This window comes from Paenibacillus sp. FSL R7-0216 (assembly GCF_037969915.1).
Taxonomy (GTDB): Bacteria; Bacillota; Bacilli; order Paenibacillales; family Paenibacillaceae; genus Fontibacillus; species Fontibacillus rhizolycopersici.
Genome location: NZ_CP150222.1, coordinates 4668423 through 4685034 on the forward strand (window position 1 = coordinate 4668423; position 16612 = coordinate 4685034).

At 54.9% G+C, this 16612-nt stretch carries 17 protein-coding genes; 6 read left to right on the forward strand and 11 right to left on the reverse strand.

All coding sequences use genetic code 11. The annotated features are described in order from the left end of the window. Positions 1-84 precede the first annotated feature (84 nt). The 5 genes from spoIIR to prfA all read right to left on the reverse strand — a co-directional run bounded on the left by spoIIR (position 85) and on the right by prfA (position 4960). Positions 85-771, reverse strand: a complete 687-nt coding sequence (gene spoIIR, locus MKZ15_RS21490; RefSeq protein ID WP_339818022.1) for a stage II sporulation protein R — start codon at positions 769-771, stop codon at positions 85-87. 369 nt (positions 772-1140) lie between these two features. Then, positions 1141-2361: an FtsW/RodA/SpoVE family cell cycle protein gene (locus MKZ15_RS21495; RefSeq protein WP_339818024.1), complete on the reverse strand. Its 1221-nt coding sequence runs from the start codon at positions 2359-2361 to the stop codon at positions 1141-1143. 243 nt (positions 2362-2604) lie between these two features. Then, positions 2605-2880, reverse strand: coding sequence for a hypothetical protein (locus MKZ15_RS21500; RefSeq protein WP_155607651.1), 276 nt, complete (start codon positions 2878-2880; stop codon positions 2605-2607). 117 nt (positions 2881-2997) lie between these two features. Then, positions 2998-3867, reverse strand: coding sequence for a peptide chain release factor N(5)-glutamine methyltransferase (gene prmC / locus MKZ15_RS21505; RefSeq protein WP_339822545.1), 870 nt, complete (start codon positions 3865-3867; stop codon positions 2998-3000). Positions 3868-3892: 25 nt separating this feature from the next. Next, positions 3893-4960 (reverse strand): peptide chain release factor 1, encoded by a 1068-nt coding sequence (gene prfA, locus MKZ15_RS21510; RefSeq protein WP_155607650.1) that lies wholly within the window; start codon positions 4958-4960, stop codon positions 3893-3895. A 204-nt stretch (positions 4961-5164) separates the two neighbouring features. Here prfA and MKZ15_RS21515 point away from each other — a divergent pair, with 204 nt between their 5' ends. From MKZ15_RS21515 to MKZ15_RS21540, 6 genes are all read left to right on the forward strand, one after another. Then, entirely contained in the window at positions 5165-6085 is a 921-nt protein-coding gene (locus MKZ15_RS21515; protein WP_193417106.1) for a LysR family transcriptional regulator, read from the forward strand. A gap of 132 nt (positions 6086-6217) precedes the next feature. Then, positions 6218-7015, forward strand: a complete 798-nt coding sequence (locus tag MKZ15_RS21520; protein ID WP_213622215.1) for an ABC transporter ATP-binding protein — start codon at positions 6218-6220, stop codon at positions 7013-7015. Between the two features lie 31 nt (positions 7016-7046). Beyond that, a complete protein-coding gene (locus MKZ15_RS21525) occupies positions 7047-7910 on the forward strand; it encodes an ABC transporter permease (protein ID WP_193417104.1) in 864 nt (287 codons plus the stop codon). 51 nt (positions 7911-7961) lie between these two features. Further along, the gene (locus MKZ15_RS21530; protein WP_339818030.1) at positions 7962-9023 is read left to right on the forward strand and encodes an ABC transporter substrate-binding protein; all 1062 of its coding nucleotides are present in this window, start codon (positions 7962-7964) and stop codon (positions 9021-9023) included. Between the two features lie 28 nt (positions 9024-9051). Further along, positions 9052-9792 carry an isochorismatase family protein gene (locus tag MKZ15_RS21535; RefSeq protein WP_155607645.1) on the forward strand — a complete coding sequence of 247 codons (741 nt, stop codon included), beginning with the start codon at positions 9052-9054 and terminating at the stop codon, positions 9790-9792. A gap of 110 nt (positions 9793-9902) precedes the next feature. Continuing rightward, positions 9903-11210, forward strand: coding sequence for an MFS transporter (locus tag MKZ15_RS21540; RefSeq protein WP_339818033.1), 1308 nt, complete (start codon positions 9903-9905; stop codon positions 11208-11210). Positions 11211-11245: 35 nt separating this feature from the next. Here the strand turns inward: MKZ15_RS21540 and MKZ15_RS21545 are convergent, their stop codons facing one another. The 6 genes from MKZ15_RS21545 to MKZ15_RS21570 form a co-directional block, all read right to left on the reverse strand. Then, positions 11246-11680, reverse strand: coding sequence for a TM2 domain-containing protein (locus MKZ15_RS21545; protein ID WP_193417102.1), 435 nt, complete (start codon positions 11678-11680; stop codon positions 11246-11248). 2 nt (positions 11681-11682) lie between these two features. Then, positions 11683-12033 carry a TM2 domain-containing protein gene (locus MKZ15_RS21550; RefSeq protein ID WP_155607642.1) on the reverse strand — a complete coding sequence of 117 codons (351 nt, stop codon included), beginning with the start codon at positions 12031-12033 and terminating at the stop codon, positions 11683-11685. A gap of 245 nt (positions 12034-12278) precedes the next feature. Continuing rightward, a complete protein-coding gene (gene ychF / locus MKZ15_RS21555) occupies positions 12279-13379 on the reverse strand; it encodes a redox-regulated ATPase YchF (protein ID WP_155607641.1) in 1101 nt (366 codons plus the stop codon). 110 nt (positions 13380-13489) lie between these two features. Beyond that, positions 13490-13972, reverse strand: coding sequence for a GNAT family N-acetyltransferase (locus MKZ15_RS21560; RefSeq protein ID WP_339818038.1), 483 nt, complete (start codon positions 13970-13972; stop codon positions 13490-13492). A gap of 51 nt (positions 13973-14023) precedes the next feature. Next, entirely contained in the window at positions 14024-14854 is an 831-nt protein-coding gene (locus MKZ15_RS21565) for an energy-coupling factor transporter transmembrane component T (protein ID WP_339818040.1), read from the reverse strand. Then, positions 14851-16599, reverse strand: coding sequence for a DUF3744 domain-containing protein (locus MKZ15_RS21570; protein ID WP_339818042.1), 1749 nt, complete (start codon positions 16597-16599; stop codon positions 14851-14853). The genes MKZ15_RS21565 and MKZ15_RS21570 overlap by 4 nt, the downstream gene beginning before the upstream one ends. Positions 16600-16612 lie beyond the last annotated feature (13 nt).

Here is a 16612-nt window from a genome sequence, read left to right on the forward strand (position 1 = left end):
CCGTCCATGCGCATAGCCCGTCCCGGCGAAGCCCACAAAAAAACCGCCCGGATTCCTCCGAACGGTATCTCATCCTATGAACCATTAATCAAATAAACCTGTAATCCAGTTCCAGAAATTCACCAGCATGTCCCACAGAAAGAACCGCACCTCTGTTTGTTCTGGCTCGACTTGAACAACATCCCTCGAGATCCCTTCAGCCGAAGCCTTCGCGATCGTGGCCGTCCCTGCATCCTTTGCCAGTGCATCTCCGCTACCGGCGTCGATGAAGCATAGCGGCGGAAACAGCACGCACCACCAGTTCTTCCCTTTCCCTTCGCCGAGCGTCACGCGCAGCGCTTCATAATTGCCGGCCGGGTACACCGCACCGCCGTACATTTTCGTCGGAAAGGGAACCGTACCGAGCTCGACTTGATAATCGTAGCTTTTCCCATATTGCTTGAGCGTCTGACCGACTTGCTCCTCGATGGCAGGCAGATGATCGCGGATCACCCGGCGGGCCTCCTCCAAGCTTTGCGGATTTTCCAACTCGGCAACCCAGCCATTCATCTGCTCAACCACAGCATCGCGGACGCGGCGTTTGACGAGCTGATCGCCGGTTCCGTCCGAATTCGCCAGAATGCGCAGCCGAATGGATTCCTGCGGAATGACCCCTTGCGTGCCTGCCGCAGCGGCGGTATCAACCATCTGTCCCTCCCAGGACATCAACAACATCACAATAGAAAAGAAGAATAGGGCAATTTTCTTACGGGAAGGTGTACGTTGGCTCATGATTTCTTGCTCCTAACCAAAACCGGTATTTCAGCAGCTGATGTCTATCAGTATGTCCGGTTAAGAGACTTCTAAACCTAGGAATCTAGTAAATTTTTGCCCGCGAAAAATAGAGTGAAGATATCACCCTATTTCCGCTGATCTCCCCTTTTCGAGCCAAATAAGATGAAACTTTCACCTTATCCCCCTTCAAATCCGCTATTATAGCCACCGCATCCGGAAATAAGCAATAAAAAATCACCTTATTTCGGCGATATCCTTGCACCGCGCAAAAATAAGGTGATCAAGTAACTCTATTCTAAATTGCACATCCCGTCCCGGTCAAAAACGACCTCACACTAACTCAAAATGACCTCACGCGCCCCTCGCTCATCCCTGCTTCTCCGGCCGTCGCTTAGTTCTCAGCAAGGCGTAACGCGAAGACGATGACGGCGCCGGCACCGGGTTGTCCTCTTCCTTCTCTTGGCCGTAAATCCGGATGCTCATCGCTACGCCGATGCTTGCCATATTAATCAGCAGCGAGGTCCCGCCATAGCTGATGAAGGGCAACGTGATGCCCGTCAGCGGCATAAGGCCGATGAACATGCCGATATTTTCGAAGATCTGATACAGCAGCATCGCGACGATCCCCACGATGAGGAACGGCCCGCTCGCCTCGCGACTCTCGAGGGATATCAAGATGAGCCTATGGATCAGCACGAAATACAGCAACAATAGTGCCGAGCTTCCGATAAAGCCAAATTCCTCGGCAATCACCACAAAGATCGAGTCCGAATACGTAAGCGGCACGCGCTCCGATTGAACCGTCTCCCCTTTCATGTACCCTTCCCCGGTCATCCCCCCAGAGGCGATCGCCAGCTTGGCGTTCCGGGTGTGATAGGAAGCGTCCTCCGACGCTTTCTCGGGGATCAGCCAGGGATCGATTCTGCTGATCCAATGCTCCCGACCGATCTCGACGAAGAAATTGTACACTTGGTCGTGATAGGTCTTATAGGCGGTAATTCCGCCGATCACCGAACCCGCGAAAATCACGAGGGCGATCAGGGCGTGCCAGTATTTAATGTTCCCGATCCACAGCATGCCCGCCAAAATGATGACATAGCTAAGCGCATTTCCCAAATCGTTCTGCGCCATCACGGCGACAAACGGGACAAAGGTCAACAGGCAGATCGGCACGACGTCGCGCCAGAACGAAAGCCGGGGTTTGCGTTTGCGAAGCAACATAAACCCGAGGAAGATGACCAGCAACAGCTTAAAGAATTCCGCCGGTTGAAAGCTTTGGTTAATGACCGGAATCGTCAGCCATCCCTTGGCGTTGTAATACGTATTCCCGATGAACATAACGACGACCAGCAGCCCGAAGCCGAACAGATAGAGATAAGGTGCATATTTGACGAGCAGCCGATAGTCGAGAATGGAGACGCCAAAAAATACGACAAACCCCAGCGCATAATACGCCAGCATGCGAAGGTGGTAGCCGTGATACTGGGTATGCGACGTGGCGCTGTACAGCACCGCGATACTGATGACCATGAGCAACAGCAAGATCAAGACGATGGAGTAATCGATTTTTTTCAGTTTGCTCAGCATGAACATCCTCTTTTCTTTATCTAGAAACCCCGTATCTTTACTTTAAAAGAAACCCCGCTCAACTACAAATGAGCCCTTCGACCCAAATAACGGGTGAAACCAGCAAAAGGTTTCCCCTTTTAAGGTTATTTTTGCCCGGAGACGGGTTTTCTCTCTTAAACGGCGCAAAAAAAGAACGCCGACGCAAGCGTCGGCGCCCGAAATGGGGGTCGGGATAAGAAGGGGAAAATGGGGGAACGCAAGTTAAACGGGAGTGATGAGAGTCAAGGTCCCCGTGGCGGCGGTCAGCGCGAAAATACCGATGGTTTGAATGTTGCCGAGTTCAACGGTAAACGTGCTGCCTTGGGTCACGGTCTGAATAAAAACCGGTGCATTATACCGGGTAATGCGAAGCTCGACGTTACCGAGTGTAGCCGCTACCGTCACGATCCCGGTTGGGCCAAGCGGATCGGCAGCCACGAAATAACCTTGGCCGACGCCGGCGGCTTGGGCATACGGATACGTCAATGTGAATGCCATGTGGAATCTCCTCCTTTCGGCTTGAGATACCACATTCTATGAAACTACCCTCTCAAAGTGAGCGGCTTTTGGTTGAGGAGCTTCACCTATTTTCATAGAGTCGCGTGTAAGCGAGGACTAACGCCCCCGCGCGATGCCCAGCACGTGACGGTCGATGCCGGCGAGATCGGGAACCATCACGATCTCGTCCCAATGGCCGGCGGCGCGGAGCAGCTCCGCAACGTCGGCGGCCTGGCCCTGGCCGAGCTCGAAGCCGATCAGGCGAGGCGGCCGCGGCAGCAGCGCGAGCTGCGCCATCATGGCGCGGTAGGGCATGAGCCCGTCCGGACCGCCGTCCAGCGCGCCGCGCGGCTCGAAGTCCCGCACCTCCGGCTGCAGGTGCGGGATGTCCTCCGCCGGGATATACGGCGGATTCGACACCACGATGTCCAGCGGCTCGCCGGCGAACGGTTCAAGCAGGTCCCCCTGCTTGAACGCCACGGCAAGGCCGAGCCGCCGGACATTGTCCTGCGCCACCGCTAAAGCGTCCGGCGAGATATCGCTCGCCGCAACGCGCCAGGCTGGGCGCAGATGAGCCAGGGCCGCGGCAATCGCGCCGCTGCCGGTGCCGATGTCGGCGGCGTACGGCGCGCCGCCGGGCCACAGCGCATCGCCTTCCAACGCGATGCGCTCCACGAGCAGCTCCGTTTCCGGTCGGGGGATCAGCACCGCCGGGTTGACCTGGAAGGTCAACCCGTAGAATTCCTGCTCCCCGATAATGTACTGCGCCGGCTCGCCCGCCGCTTTGCGGCGGACCACCTTTTCCCAGGCGTCCTGCTTGTCCGCCGGGAACGGGTCACGAAGCGCGGCCAAATACGCCGCGCCCGCAAGGCCCAGCACATGGCGGAGCAGCAGCTCCGCGTTCGACTCCGGCTCCCTCACGCCCGCCGCCGCTAAAAAAGAAGAAGCCTCTTTACGGGCTTCCCAAATCGTCATTGCACCGGACATCCGGTATCCTTCGCTGTGCAAAACGTTATTCTCCTTTATCCATCAGTTCGGCTTGTTCGGCAATCGTCAACGCCGATACGATCTCACCGATCTCGCCGTTCATCACCTGATCCAGCTTATGCAAGGTCAGGCCGATGCGGTGGTCGGTTACCCGGCTTTGCGGGAAGTTGTAGGTCCGGATCCGCTCACTGCGATCCCCGGTGCCGACTTTACTCTTCCGCTCGCCGGCGTATTTCGCTTCCTCTTCCTGTCGCTTCATATCGAAGATCCGGGCACGCAACACCTGCAGCGCCTTTTCTTTGTTCGAGTTCTGCGATTTACCATCTTGGCAAGTCGCCACGATGCCGGTCGGGATATGCGTCACCCGCACGGCGGATTTCGTCGTGTTGACCGATTGGCCGCCCGCCCCGCTGGAGCAGAACGTATCGACGCGGATATCCTTATCGAGAATTTCAATATCCACGTCTTCAACTTCCGGCAGAACGGCTACCGTCGAAGTTGACGTGTGAATCCGACCGCCGGATTCCGTCGAAGGAATCCGCTGCACGCGATGCGCACCACTCTCGTACTTCAGCTTACTATATGCGCCTCGGCCGTTAATCATAAAGATAACCTCTTTAAAACCGCCCAGGTCGCTTTCATTCATGTCCATAATATCGATGCGCCAGCCTTGAGAATCGGCATACCGCGTATACATCCGGTACAAATCGGCGGCAAACAAAGCCGCTTCGTCCCCTCCGGCCGCACCGCGAATTTCCACGATGACGTTCTTATCGTCGTTCGGATCCTTCGGCAGCAGCAATACGCGAATCTTCTCTTCCAGCTCCTGCTGACGTGTGCTGAGTTCCTCGATCTCCATCTTCACCATTTCGCGCATTTCATCATCCAGCTTCTCGGCCTGCATGACTTTAGCGGCTTCCAGCTCTTCGACGACATTCTTATATTCGGTGTACGCCTCATAAGCCGGCTGTAAATCCGATTGTTCTTTGGAGTAATCCCGCAGTCGTTTGGCGTCGTTCGCCACATCCGGATCGCAAAGCAGCTCACTCAGCTTCTCGTAACGGTCGGCTAGGGATTGTAGTCGGTCCAACAAGGGATGTCACCTCTCTTCATTCAATCACTTTATCTTATAAAAAGCCGCTCATCCGCAGCCATTACCTTACAGGGATAAACGACTTTTTATTATATCACAAAATGCGCAAACCGACTAGCCTGCCCGCCCCCTTCCAGGAGCACGATTTTTCATGTAAAATAATCTCACTTATACGCCAGATTCCTTACAAAGGAGGCCTCGCCCATGGACATGCTCGATCTCAAAGTGTTTATTGCCGTAGCCGAAAGCGAAAGCATGAGCAAAGCCGCCCAGAAGGTTGCTTTAACCCAACCCGCCGTTAGTTTCCGGATCGCCGGCCTGGAGGCGGAGCTCGGTGCCCCTTTGTTTCATCGGACACGATCAGGCGCGTTCCTGACGGAGGCAGGCCGCAAATTCTACTTCTACGCTCAATATGCCCTTAGCGCTTTGGAAGCTGGACAAGACTCGATCCGCATGCTGTCCGAACCTCCCTTGGAGGAGAAGCTCCGAATCGGTATCGTAGATTCGTTAACCCATGTCATGCTGCCGGCCATTATTCAGTCGATGAAAGAGCAGACGTCGGTGATCCAATGGAAAATCAACACCGGGCAGTCGCTGGATCTGGCTTTACGAACGGCTTCCGGAGAGCTTGATATCTCCTTTATCAACCAAACCTATTCCCCGCTCCCCCAACTGGGTACCGTGAAATTATTCGAAGAGCCACTCGTCTTTATCGGCCCGAAGCAGGCTGGTTTCCCTCGCTATCAAAGCCTCGTAACTTATCTGGAGGAAGTGCCCTTCATCTTGCTCAAGCGCCACATGCCGTTGAGGGAATTACTGGAACACGAGCTCTTTCGTCCGCTGCGGATGTCCCCCCGGCAACTCATCGAGGTGGATACGTCCCATTTGATCCGTCAAATGGTCGAGCAAGGCACAGGCTGCTCCTTTTTGCCCGTTTCTTCCCTATGGGCGGCCGGCAGCGATGCCGAAATCGAGCGAATCCTTCTTCCTGAAATTCGTTTGCGGCAAAGCTTCTATTGCGTTTATCATCAATCCGCGCCCGACAATATTCTTGATTTGCTTCCAAATTTGCATGCCGGCATCAACGCGCAAGTCATCCGCTTCCGCAATGGCGGGACCCCCTAATCTCCTGCCTATTCCTCGCACGACCCTCTCTAATGTTATTTCCGTGTTATATATTCTTACATAAGCACTTCTTATTACCTCCATCGTGTGATGTATATTACTATAAATATAACACGAAGGAGGTGGCAAACCATGAACTCGTACAAAATGGAGCTTGAGAACGTCAGCAAGACCTATCAAGCGGCCGACGGTTCCCCCGTTAAGGCGCTTGGCCCGGTCAACATGCAGATCCCTAATCACCGTTTCGTTAGCATCGTGGGTCCCAGCGGCTGCGGAAAATCAACCTTGTTCAACATCATTTCCGGGCTGCTTCAGAACTCGGAGGGGGCCATCTTTGTGAACGGCAACCGCGTGGACGGACTGACCGGCATTACCGGCTACATGCTTCAAAAGGATTTGCTGCTTCCCTGGCGCACCATATTGGACAATGTCATCCTGGGTCTTGAAATTCAGGGGACTCCCAAACGGGAAGCCAAGGCCAAGGCACTGCCGTTGCTCCACAAATACGGTTTGAAGGGCTTCGAGCATCATTACCCCGCCCAGCTCTCCGGAGGGATGCGGCAACGGGCAGCGCTCCTGAGAACGATCATGTATGACCGTGACATCATCCTCTTGGATGAACCGTTTGGTGCACTGGACGCCCAGACCCGCGCCATGATGCAGGAATGGCTGCTCGATCTTTGGGACGATTTTCAGAAGACGATCCTGTTTGTCACCCATGACATGGAAGAGGCGATTTATCTATCCGACGAGGTATACATTATGACCTCCCGCCCGGGCACCATCAAGCGCCATATGACGATTAACCTGCCGCGGCCCCGTAAACCGCAAATTATCACGACCCCGGAATTTACCCAATTAAAAGAAGAAGCGCTGCGAACGTTATCCGAAGAAACGTTAAAAGCCTACCAACAGGAAGCAGCCGTTTAAGACCCACCCTCAAAGAAAGGAGAGATGCGCAATGTCAAGCGAAGCGGATGTCGTAAAAAGCAGCGGTCCCTTGGCTAGCCTCAGGTCTGGCACACCCCGGACCCGAGCCAACGCCCTGAAGTACGAGATGGCCACGCCAAAGACGTGGCTGGTGAACACCGGACGATTCGCCGTCTTCCTCGTAGTTTTATTGCTATGGGAAGTCGGTGCCCGTACAGGGTTGATCAACGCCTTCTTCTGGAGCCAGCCGTCGGATATCGCCCAGACCTGGTGGATCGGCGTGCAGACCGGCTCCGTCTGGCAGGATACGATCTATACGTTCCGCTCCACCGTTCTGGGCTTCTTGCTTGGAACTGCCGGGGGCACGCTGTTAGGTCTATCCTTCTGGTGGTCCAAATATTATGCTCGCATTTTCGAGCCGTTCATCATCATGTTCGAGGCCATGCCCAAGCTGGCTCTTGCCCCCATCATCGTTCTAGTATTTGGCATCGGCATCGGATCGAAGATCGCCATGGGTTTTGCCATCACCGTCGTCATCACCACATTAACCACGTACAACGGCGTGCGCAGCGTCGACCGCGATCTCGTCCGAATGGTCTATTCGCTGGGTGCCTCCAGGCGGCAGGTCTTTGGAAAAGTCATCGTCCCCACGGCGATTCCGGCGATGATTTCCGCGCTGCGAATTAATATCGGCCTGGCCCTTACAGGGGCAATCGTCGGCGAATATATCGGTTCCGAACAAGGACTGGGACGTATGATCTTCTACGCCGGGCAAACGTATGAAATCAGTCTGATTTGGGCCAACATCTTTAATTTGTCGATCCTATCCATGCTGCTATACCTCTTGGTCGGTAAATTGGAGAAGGTTTTGCTCAAGGGCTTCACCCACAAATAAGAGAACTGCAAGAAAACAAAGAGAACCAGGGATATCGGAGGGGGATCTAAGATGACCAAGGCTACGTTTGCCTCACGCCACCTGTTGTACATGGTTGCCGTATTACTTATCACCGCGCTGGTCGCTGGATGCGGCGGCAATGCTGCACAGAAATCCGGAGTTGAAACGCCCGCCAGCTCCAGCGAAGCAAATGCCTCAGACAACTCGAAGACGGGTTCAACCAAAGAGCTCACGATCGCGGAACCGGTCCACGGCACCGGCTACCTGCCGCTGTATATCGCCATCCGCAAAGGTTTCTTCGACGGGCTGACCGTCAAAACCGTGACCCTTTCGGGCGGAAGCGCCCACACCAATGCCGTACTAACCGATCAGGCTTTCGGCTTTATCGGGGGTCCCGAGCACAACGCCTTCGCCAAGGCAAAAGGAGCGGAACTTCGCGCTATCGTCAACATCGTGAATCGGGGTAATGTTTATCTGGTTGCCCGTTCCGACCTCGACCCCGGCACGGATATCGCCGCCTTTATGAAGGGCAAGACGGTCGCGGTATCCCAGTACGGAGGTACGCCGAACTCGATCATCCGTTATTTGGCCGGCGAGTGGGGATTAGAGCTCGACAAGGACCTGAAGCTGAAAGAAGTCGATACCGGAGCGATCCCCGCGGTCCTGCAGCAAAATCAAGGAGATATCGCCGTCGTGACCGAACCGATGCTGACGCAAGGCATCGAGGAAGGCATTTGGGGAGAGCCGTTCTACAATGTCCCCCAGGAGCTTGGACCCTACGCTTATTCGACGATCAATATTAAGCTCGACAACATTAATGAGGACCCCGACACCGTTCGCAAATTCGTAGAAGGCATCCATAAGGGCCTGGAGTTTATTCGCGACAACAAAGAAGAGAGCATGGAGATCGCCAAGTTGGAATTCCCAACCATGGCCCAAGAACTGCTCAAAGCAACCATCGACCGTTCTTACGAAGACGCCATGTGGGAGTTTTCAGGTCAGATCAGCGAGGAAGCCGTAAACACCGGATTAGCCGTCGTTCGTTCCGCCGGACTGCTTAAAGACGAAACCATCGGCTACGATGATATCGTTGATACGCAGTTCGTAAAATAATCCATGATCTTAAGGAGGTAGTATTAAGATGAGAATTTGGGACCGTTTTTTAACCGATCGTGACAAACAGGTATTCGGCAGCGCCGGGTACGACGCCAAGGCCGGATTCGGAGCACGCCCGGCAATTCTGGTCATCGACGTCAGCTACGGCTTTAGCGGCCACCGGAAAGAACCCATCCTTGACTCCGTCAAGCAATGGCGCAACAGCTGCGGCGAATCCGCCTGGGATGCCATCCCCTATATCCAGCAGTTGCTGCATGCCGGCAGGGAGCAACGGGTTCCCATCTTCTACACGACGGGTGTCGATCGACGGCCCGATGGCTTTGACGCCGGCGGCTGGCGCAGAAAAAATACGCGTTCCGGAGAGATCGAAGGGGTATCCGGTTACGGCAGCAACGAGATCGTGCGGGAGATTGGGCCTCAACCGAGCGATATCGTGATCGAGAAGCTGAAGCCTTCGCCTTTCCACGGCACGCCTCTACTCGGCTATTTGACCGATCTAGGCATCGACACCCTGCTGATTTGCGGAACAACGACCGGCGGCTGCGTCCGTGCCGGAGTCATCGACGCCTTCTCCTATAATTTCTACGTCGGAGTCGTGGAAGAATGTACGTTTGATCGCGGCGAAGCCTCCCACGCCATCAACCTCTTCGACATGAATGCGAAATATGCGGACGTCGTCAGCACAGAAGAAGCGGTGAGCTACCTGTATCAAACCGAAAAAGGCTTGCACGACGGCAAGATCGCATTCCCTGCCGTAAGCTCCTGATGTCATAGCACTACCAGCGGCCAAGGAATCGAAGGGAACCGGCAGTCCCGCTCCCCTGGGACTGTCGGTTCCTTTTGTCCGGGCAGCTATTTCGCCAAGGGGGAACCGCTATGCCGGAATCGACATTATCCGTCTCACCCGCCATGCGCCGCAACTTCATCTGGATATCCCTATCTTGCGGGTTGTATTGGTTCGCCTTTTCCTTAACTCGGCCGATCATCGCCCTGTATGCTTCCTCGTTAGGGCTGCAGAGCGCTGCGATCGGCATGGTGCTGGCTGTCTATGCTTTGTTGCCCATGTTGGCCGCGATCCCCGGCGGTTTCATCGCCGACCGATTCGGCCGGACCGCCGTTCTGCGCGTCGGTTCCGTCATGATGTTATTGAGCGGTTTATTGTATGGGATCTCTGCCGGTCCTTGGACGCTGGCGATAGCCCAGTTAATCGCAGGCCTGGGTCAAATGGCGGTTTGGCTTGCAGTCCAGGTACTGGTTACCGAAGGACCTGCCCAAGGGAACGAGTCCCGATTCGCTACCTTCTCCTTATATATGGCGATCGGACAAATGACTGCTCCCATCGTCTCGGGATTCTTAGCCGATCGTTTTAGTTACAAGATGGTGTTTGCCGGATACATCCTGAGCAGCCTGCTGCTGATCTTCACCTCTTGGCGTTGCCGTGAAGATCAAGGCGCTCAACCAAGTCCTGCGGAAGATCCTGCCGAGACGGCAGCATTCGAGGCTGCCTCCGCGTACGTCGCCAACCCGACCACCGGCAACGAGAAAAGATGGTTTGAGCAATGCCTCAAGCTACTAAAAAACCGCAAATTCGCGGTCATTCTGCTGGCAACCTTTATCTCATTGTTTATTGTAGACGTGCGAACAGCCTATCTACCCTTGCATCTGGAGTCGCTAGGGATCTCCAATACCCGCGTCGGACTGCTCGTCTCCATCGGTGCGCTCTCGGCCCTGTTCGTCCGCCCGATCTATCCGCGGCTTATGGCGAAGCTTGGCTTCGGCAAGACCTTATTCCTGACCTTCGCCGTCTCCCTCCTGCTGCTCTTCGCCGCACCGTTCCTGACGAATTTTTATGCGATAGCAGCGTTGGTCTTCGTGACCGGTCTGGCGCTCGGCATTAACCAACCCATGACGCTGTCCATGATTGCCGTCTCCACAGTGCCGGAGGAACGAGGACTCGGAGTCGGGCTGCGCCTGATGTCCAACCGGGCTGCCCAGTTCATGGACCCGCTTTTGTTTGGCTGCTTCACCACTTTCGCCAGCTTGCAAACGTCATTCGTCCTCATAGGACTCCTGCTCCTTGCTTGCTGCGCCTTTGCTCTTCAACTCTATCTATCGGCAGAGAAGGATCGGCCGCTGCGAGGGCCAAATCTAAACAAAAGCCGCGAATTTCAACAACATCGTTGAAATTCGCGGCTTTGTGATGAGACGAAACGGTTGCATCAATGATGATCTTGGGCTGCAGCGCTTGCAGGCTGGCGTATGGCAGCGATTTGTTCGATCAGCGACTGTTCCAGCTTGGCATTCCAGTCGCGGACCAAGCCCGGCAGCAAGCAAGCATCGACAATAACCCAGATAGTCAGTGCCAATCCAAATAGGATGACCGGTATGAGCAATAGCAGCGAATAGGCCGTTTCGGGTGAATCCACGCTTTCGATCCCGGCTGCAATGGCAAACACAAAATAAAGGACGAACGCCAGGATAAATAAGCATAGCTGCACGACCCCGCTGGCAATCCGCTTCAGATAGAAGCGATGCACACCCAAGTGACCGGCTAGCAGCATCAGGTAAGCCAGGCCCAACGATTTTTCGCGCTTATTCATTTCCGAGTTCAGGAGCAACAGTTCGCTCGTGGTCAGATCGCTTTTGGTCAACATGATTAGATAGGATACTCCGGAGATCTGCCGCGATCATAGAAGATCCGGTCAATGACCCGGTTCTCTACTTCAGCGTTATGCTGTTTCACCCATGTGTGCACCAGAAAAGCGTCCACGATCCACCAGATCCCGGTGACGATCAGCCCAACGACCGTCAATGACAAGATCAGCTGAGTCACAGCCGTTCCAATTTTCCCCATGTAGAAGCGATGGCCCCCAACAACGCCGAGGAAATACCATAGAATGTAAGCTACAATCATGTTTTTCCCCTGGCTCTTCACCTCGGATTCCAGCAACAGCAGTTCCCGGGTATCCAATTGGGACTTGCGGTGCAAGGCGTAATCCATACTCATAAAAAAAACTCCCCCTAGATGTAAGAATGAATCAAACTTGAATTAAGTATACAAACTCGATACTATGAAAACAATGCAAATTTTTCCCAAGTGTATATCTTTCTTTATCAAAGTTATGCCCGACTCACCTGCATTATTCAACCCATTTCGAATGAGAAAATAGTGCAAATTACCAAAAAACTGCCCCAAGCTTCGCATGCACTTGCGATTCTTGGGGCAGCGGTTCATCGCCGTATGAAGTTGAATTATACGTTAAAGCGGAAATGCATGACATCGCCATCTTGAACGACGTAATCTTTGCCTTCCAGACGCAGTTGGCCGCGTTCGCGCGCTGCGTTCATCGAACCGGCTGCGACAAGGTCATTGTAAGAGACCACTTCGGCGCGGATAAAGCCGCGTTCAAAGTCGGAGTGGATGACGCCAGCCGCTTGGGGCGCCTTCATCCCTTTGCGAATGGTCCAGGCGCGAACTTCCTGCACCCCTGCCGTGAAGTACGTATACAAGCCAAGCAGCCGGTAAGCCGCTTGAATCAAACGGTCTAACCCGGAAGCGCTCAGACCGAGTTCCTCCAGGAACATCGCCTTGTCCTCGCCTTCCAGCTCCGCAATCTCCGCCTCTACCTTGGCGCTGATCGGTACAACTTCAGCCCCTTCGGCTGCCGCAAATTCTTTGACCTGCTGCACAAAAGGATTGCTGTCAGCCTCGGTCACGCCGTCCTCACTGACATTGGCCGCATACAGGACCGGCTTCAGGGTCAGCAGGTGCAGATCGCGGACGATCAGCTTCTCCTCTTCGCTCAGCTCGACGCTGCGTGCTGGCTGATCGTTATAGAGCGCCTCCTTGATCCGTTCCAGGACCTCGACTTCCTGCGCGTATTGCTTATTGCCGCCCTTCATATTTTTCTTGGAGCGTTCGATCCGTTTCTCCACGCTCTCCACGTCAGCCAAGATCAACTCCAGGTTAATCGTTTGGATGTCGCTGATCGGATTGATTTTGCCGTCCACGTGCGTAATATTCTCGTCCTCGAAGCAGCGGACCACATGAACGATGGCATCCACCTCGCGGATGTGCGCCAGGAACTTGTTGCCAAGACCCTCGCCCTTGCTCGCACCGCGCACCAATCCGGCGATATCGACAAATTCAAATGCCGTCGGAACCGTGCGGTTCGGAACGACCAGTTCGGTCAGCTTGTCGAGTCGCTCGTCCGGCACCTCAACCACGCCGACGTTTGGATCAATCGTACAAAACGGATAGTTGGCGGATTCGGCCCCCGCCTGGGTTATCGCGTTAAACAGTGTGGATTTCCCCACGTTCGGCAAACCCACAATGCCTGCTTTTAAAGCCATATCATTGACAACTCCTCATTCATGTAATTGCTCATCTTCCTTCAACCATAGTAACGATACGAAGGAAATATTTCAAGGATAACGATGTCCCGGCGCTCCCGGGTCCCGCTTTAGCCGCGATCCTCCAAGGTTTTACTCATCTGGATGTCGGTGACGATGTAGCCCATCTTTTGATACAGCTGATAAGCCCGCTGGTTATGTCCAAACACATGAAGACCGATCGTATTCAATCCCAATTCACGCACCTTCTCTTCCAGCGCGGTCATTGTCGCTTGGCCATAGCCCTTGCCCTGGAATTCTTCATAGATCAGGATATCCAGGATAAACGCAACTGAGCCTTTCTCCTGCTCCATCACATTAAACCAAAGATGGCCGACAGAAGTGAGCTGATCGTCCTCCTTAATGTTGAACAGATAAGCGCCTTCCGTCTCCTGATCGTCCGGAAGAAACCGCCGGAACGCCGCTTCGGAAAGCGCCGGAGCATCGTCGGCCTTCCAGGCACCGGCAGCGACTTTTTCTTCCGCAAATTCGCGGACCGAGCGGCTGCGAAATGCCTGGTACTCCGACTTCGACATTGGAACCAATTGCACCATAAATGTACCCCTCTCTTTGCCGATCCATAAAGGACCTTAGTGAGATTTCATTTAACCAAACGGATACCAAAATCCCTGAAACAAGCTGCGTTTCAGCCAGATTCCGGAAACCAGCAGAACAACGCACAACAACGCAATCAGCTTGTCGAACCCCGTCATGACCGTGCCCATATACCAGGTCCTCTGCTGCTTCGTACCGAACCCTCGCAAATCCATGGCATCGGAGACCGATTCGATATGCTGCAACGAGGACTGCAGCAACGGAACGATGGCCTGCGTCAGATTCCGCGCCCGCTGAACCAGCGTACCGTCGCCGCGGGAGATCCCCAGACCGCGCATCTGCAGCGCGTTGAGGATCGTACGGAACTCCTTGGTCAGATCGGGAATGTAGCGAAAGGCGATACTGACAGCATAAGCCAGCTTGTAGGGTACGCCCAGCTTATGTAGGCTGGCGGCAAAACGGCTGGGATGCGTCGTGAATATGAACAACAGCGTAATCGGCAGCAGAGTCAGGTATTTAAGCGACAAAGTCAGTACGTAGAACAACGTTTCCGTATTGACGGTATCGTATCCGAGCGGAATCAGCGGCGTATTGCTTCTGGTCAACGTCGTGCCGAAGCGGGGCGTGATCAGAAGAATAAAGACGCTGTTGACAACGGTAAAGACCGTGAGCGCCCAGAACAGCAGCGCCATTTTTCGGAACGGAACCCGGGTTAGAAGCAGCATCGAGACTCCGCCAGCCAGCATCACAGCGAATACGCGCAAATCCATGAACAGGAAGGTGACGACCGTCCAGGTCAGCAGCAAAATCAGCTTGACCGCGCCGTCCATCCGATGAAAATAAGAGTCTCCCGCAACGTACAACCCACTCGTTTGACTCATGCTCGTTTCACCTTCTTCTCTGCGGCGATAAAAGCTTCGACGAATCGCGAAGGCGAGACCAGCCCCTGAGCCCGGGCGAATCGCGCCAGACTCGTCTCCCGGAGGTTAGCCCGGGAGGTGATTTCCCCGTCGGCTAGAATCCGGGCTACCGCATCCTCTGCAATCACCCGTCCTTCCGACATCACCGCCGCCCGATCCGCATACTCCAGCGCCAAATGCATGTCGTGCGTGATAAACAAGAAGGCCATGCCTTCCCCGGAAAGCCGGTTAATGAATTCCATGAATTCGGTATAATGCCGGTAATCCTGTCCTGCCGTCGGCTCATCCAAGATCATCAGCTTCGGCTGCAGCGCCAGGATAGCCGCGATGCTGAGTCGCTTCTTCTGCCCGAAGCTGAGCGCGGAGACCGGCCAGTTCCGATACGGATACAGGCCGCAAATCTGCAGCGCTTCTTCCGTACGCTGCTCTCGTTCGGGTTCAGGTACGCCGCGCGCGACCAAGCCGATGCGAATCTCGTCCCGAACCATATGCTGCGTCAGCATCTGATGGGGATGCTGCATCACATAGCCGATCTCTTCACCGCGGCGGCGGATCGACCAGCCATTGATCACCTCGCCGCGGAGGCAAATCTCGCCCGAACCGGGCTTATGCAAGCCGGTGATCAAACCCGACAGCGTCGATTTGCCGGCCCCGTTACTGCCGAGCAAGGCAACCGTTTCACCTGAACGGACAGTCAGGGTGACGTCCGCTACCGCGTTCATGCCCGGCTCGTAGGCGAAGGAAACGCCCCGGAGCTCAAGTAACGGCTCGCCGAGGCTGCCCCGCGCAGCCGGAAGGACGGAGGTCGACCAAGCCTCCAGCCGATCCCGCAGTTGCGATTCGCTGAGTCTTGGTGGTCCCTGCGGCTCGGAGCCATCCTCGGTCGGCTTGAGGCTCTCCGGATGGGACAAACCGGTAAAACCGGACAGCGGCAGTCCCGCATGACTCAGCGCCTCCAGGTACAGCGGCTGGCGCAAACCATAACGGGGGAGGATGCCCGCGGCCAGAAGTTCGTCCGGCGTACCAATCGCCGCGATTTCCCCCTCGTTCATGACCACGACGCGGTCGATATGCTCCAGCAGGACGTCTTCGACCCGATGCTCGATCAAGATCACCGTTTTCCCTTGGTTACGGTGAATTTCGTCAATCAGCCGCATCGCTTTGGCACCGCTGGCCGGGTCCAAATTCGCGAGCGGTTCGTCAAACAGCAAAATATCCGCTTGCGTGGACAATACACCGGCCAGCGCCACCTGCTGCTTTTGCCCGCCGGACAGCTCATGCGGTCCTTGCGCCTCATAGGCTTGCATCCCAACGAGTTCCAGTGCAGAAGAGACGGCCGTCTTCATCACGTCATACGGGGCTGCTTCATTTTCCAATTGGAAAGCCACGTCCTCACCGACCGTCTGACCGACAAATTGGGCATCCGGATTTTGCAGGATCGTCCCGATCCGGCGGCTGCGTTCGAAGATCGTCATTCCCGAGGCGTCTTGACCGTCCAGCAGCAGCTGCCCGGACATCTCACCGCCGTACGAAAAGGGAATTAGCCCATTGATACAATGGGCTAATGTCGATTTGCCGGAACCGCTCGGGCCGGCGATCCATATTTTCTCCCCGCGTGCGATCTCCAAATGAATATTCTTTAGTGTAGGTTCGCTTTGGTTTTTGTAGCGGAAACTGAACTGTCGGAAAGTTATGACTGCTTGCATCTTTTCAGTAAGC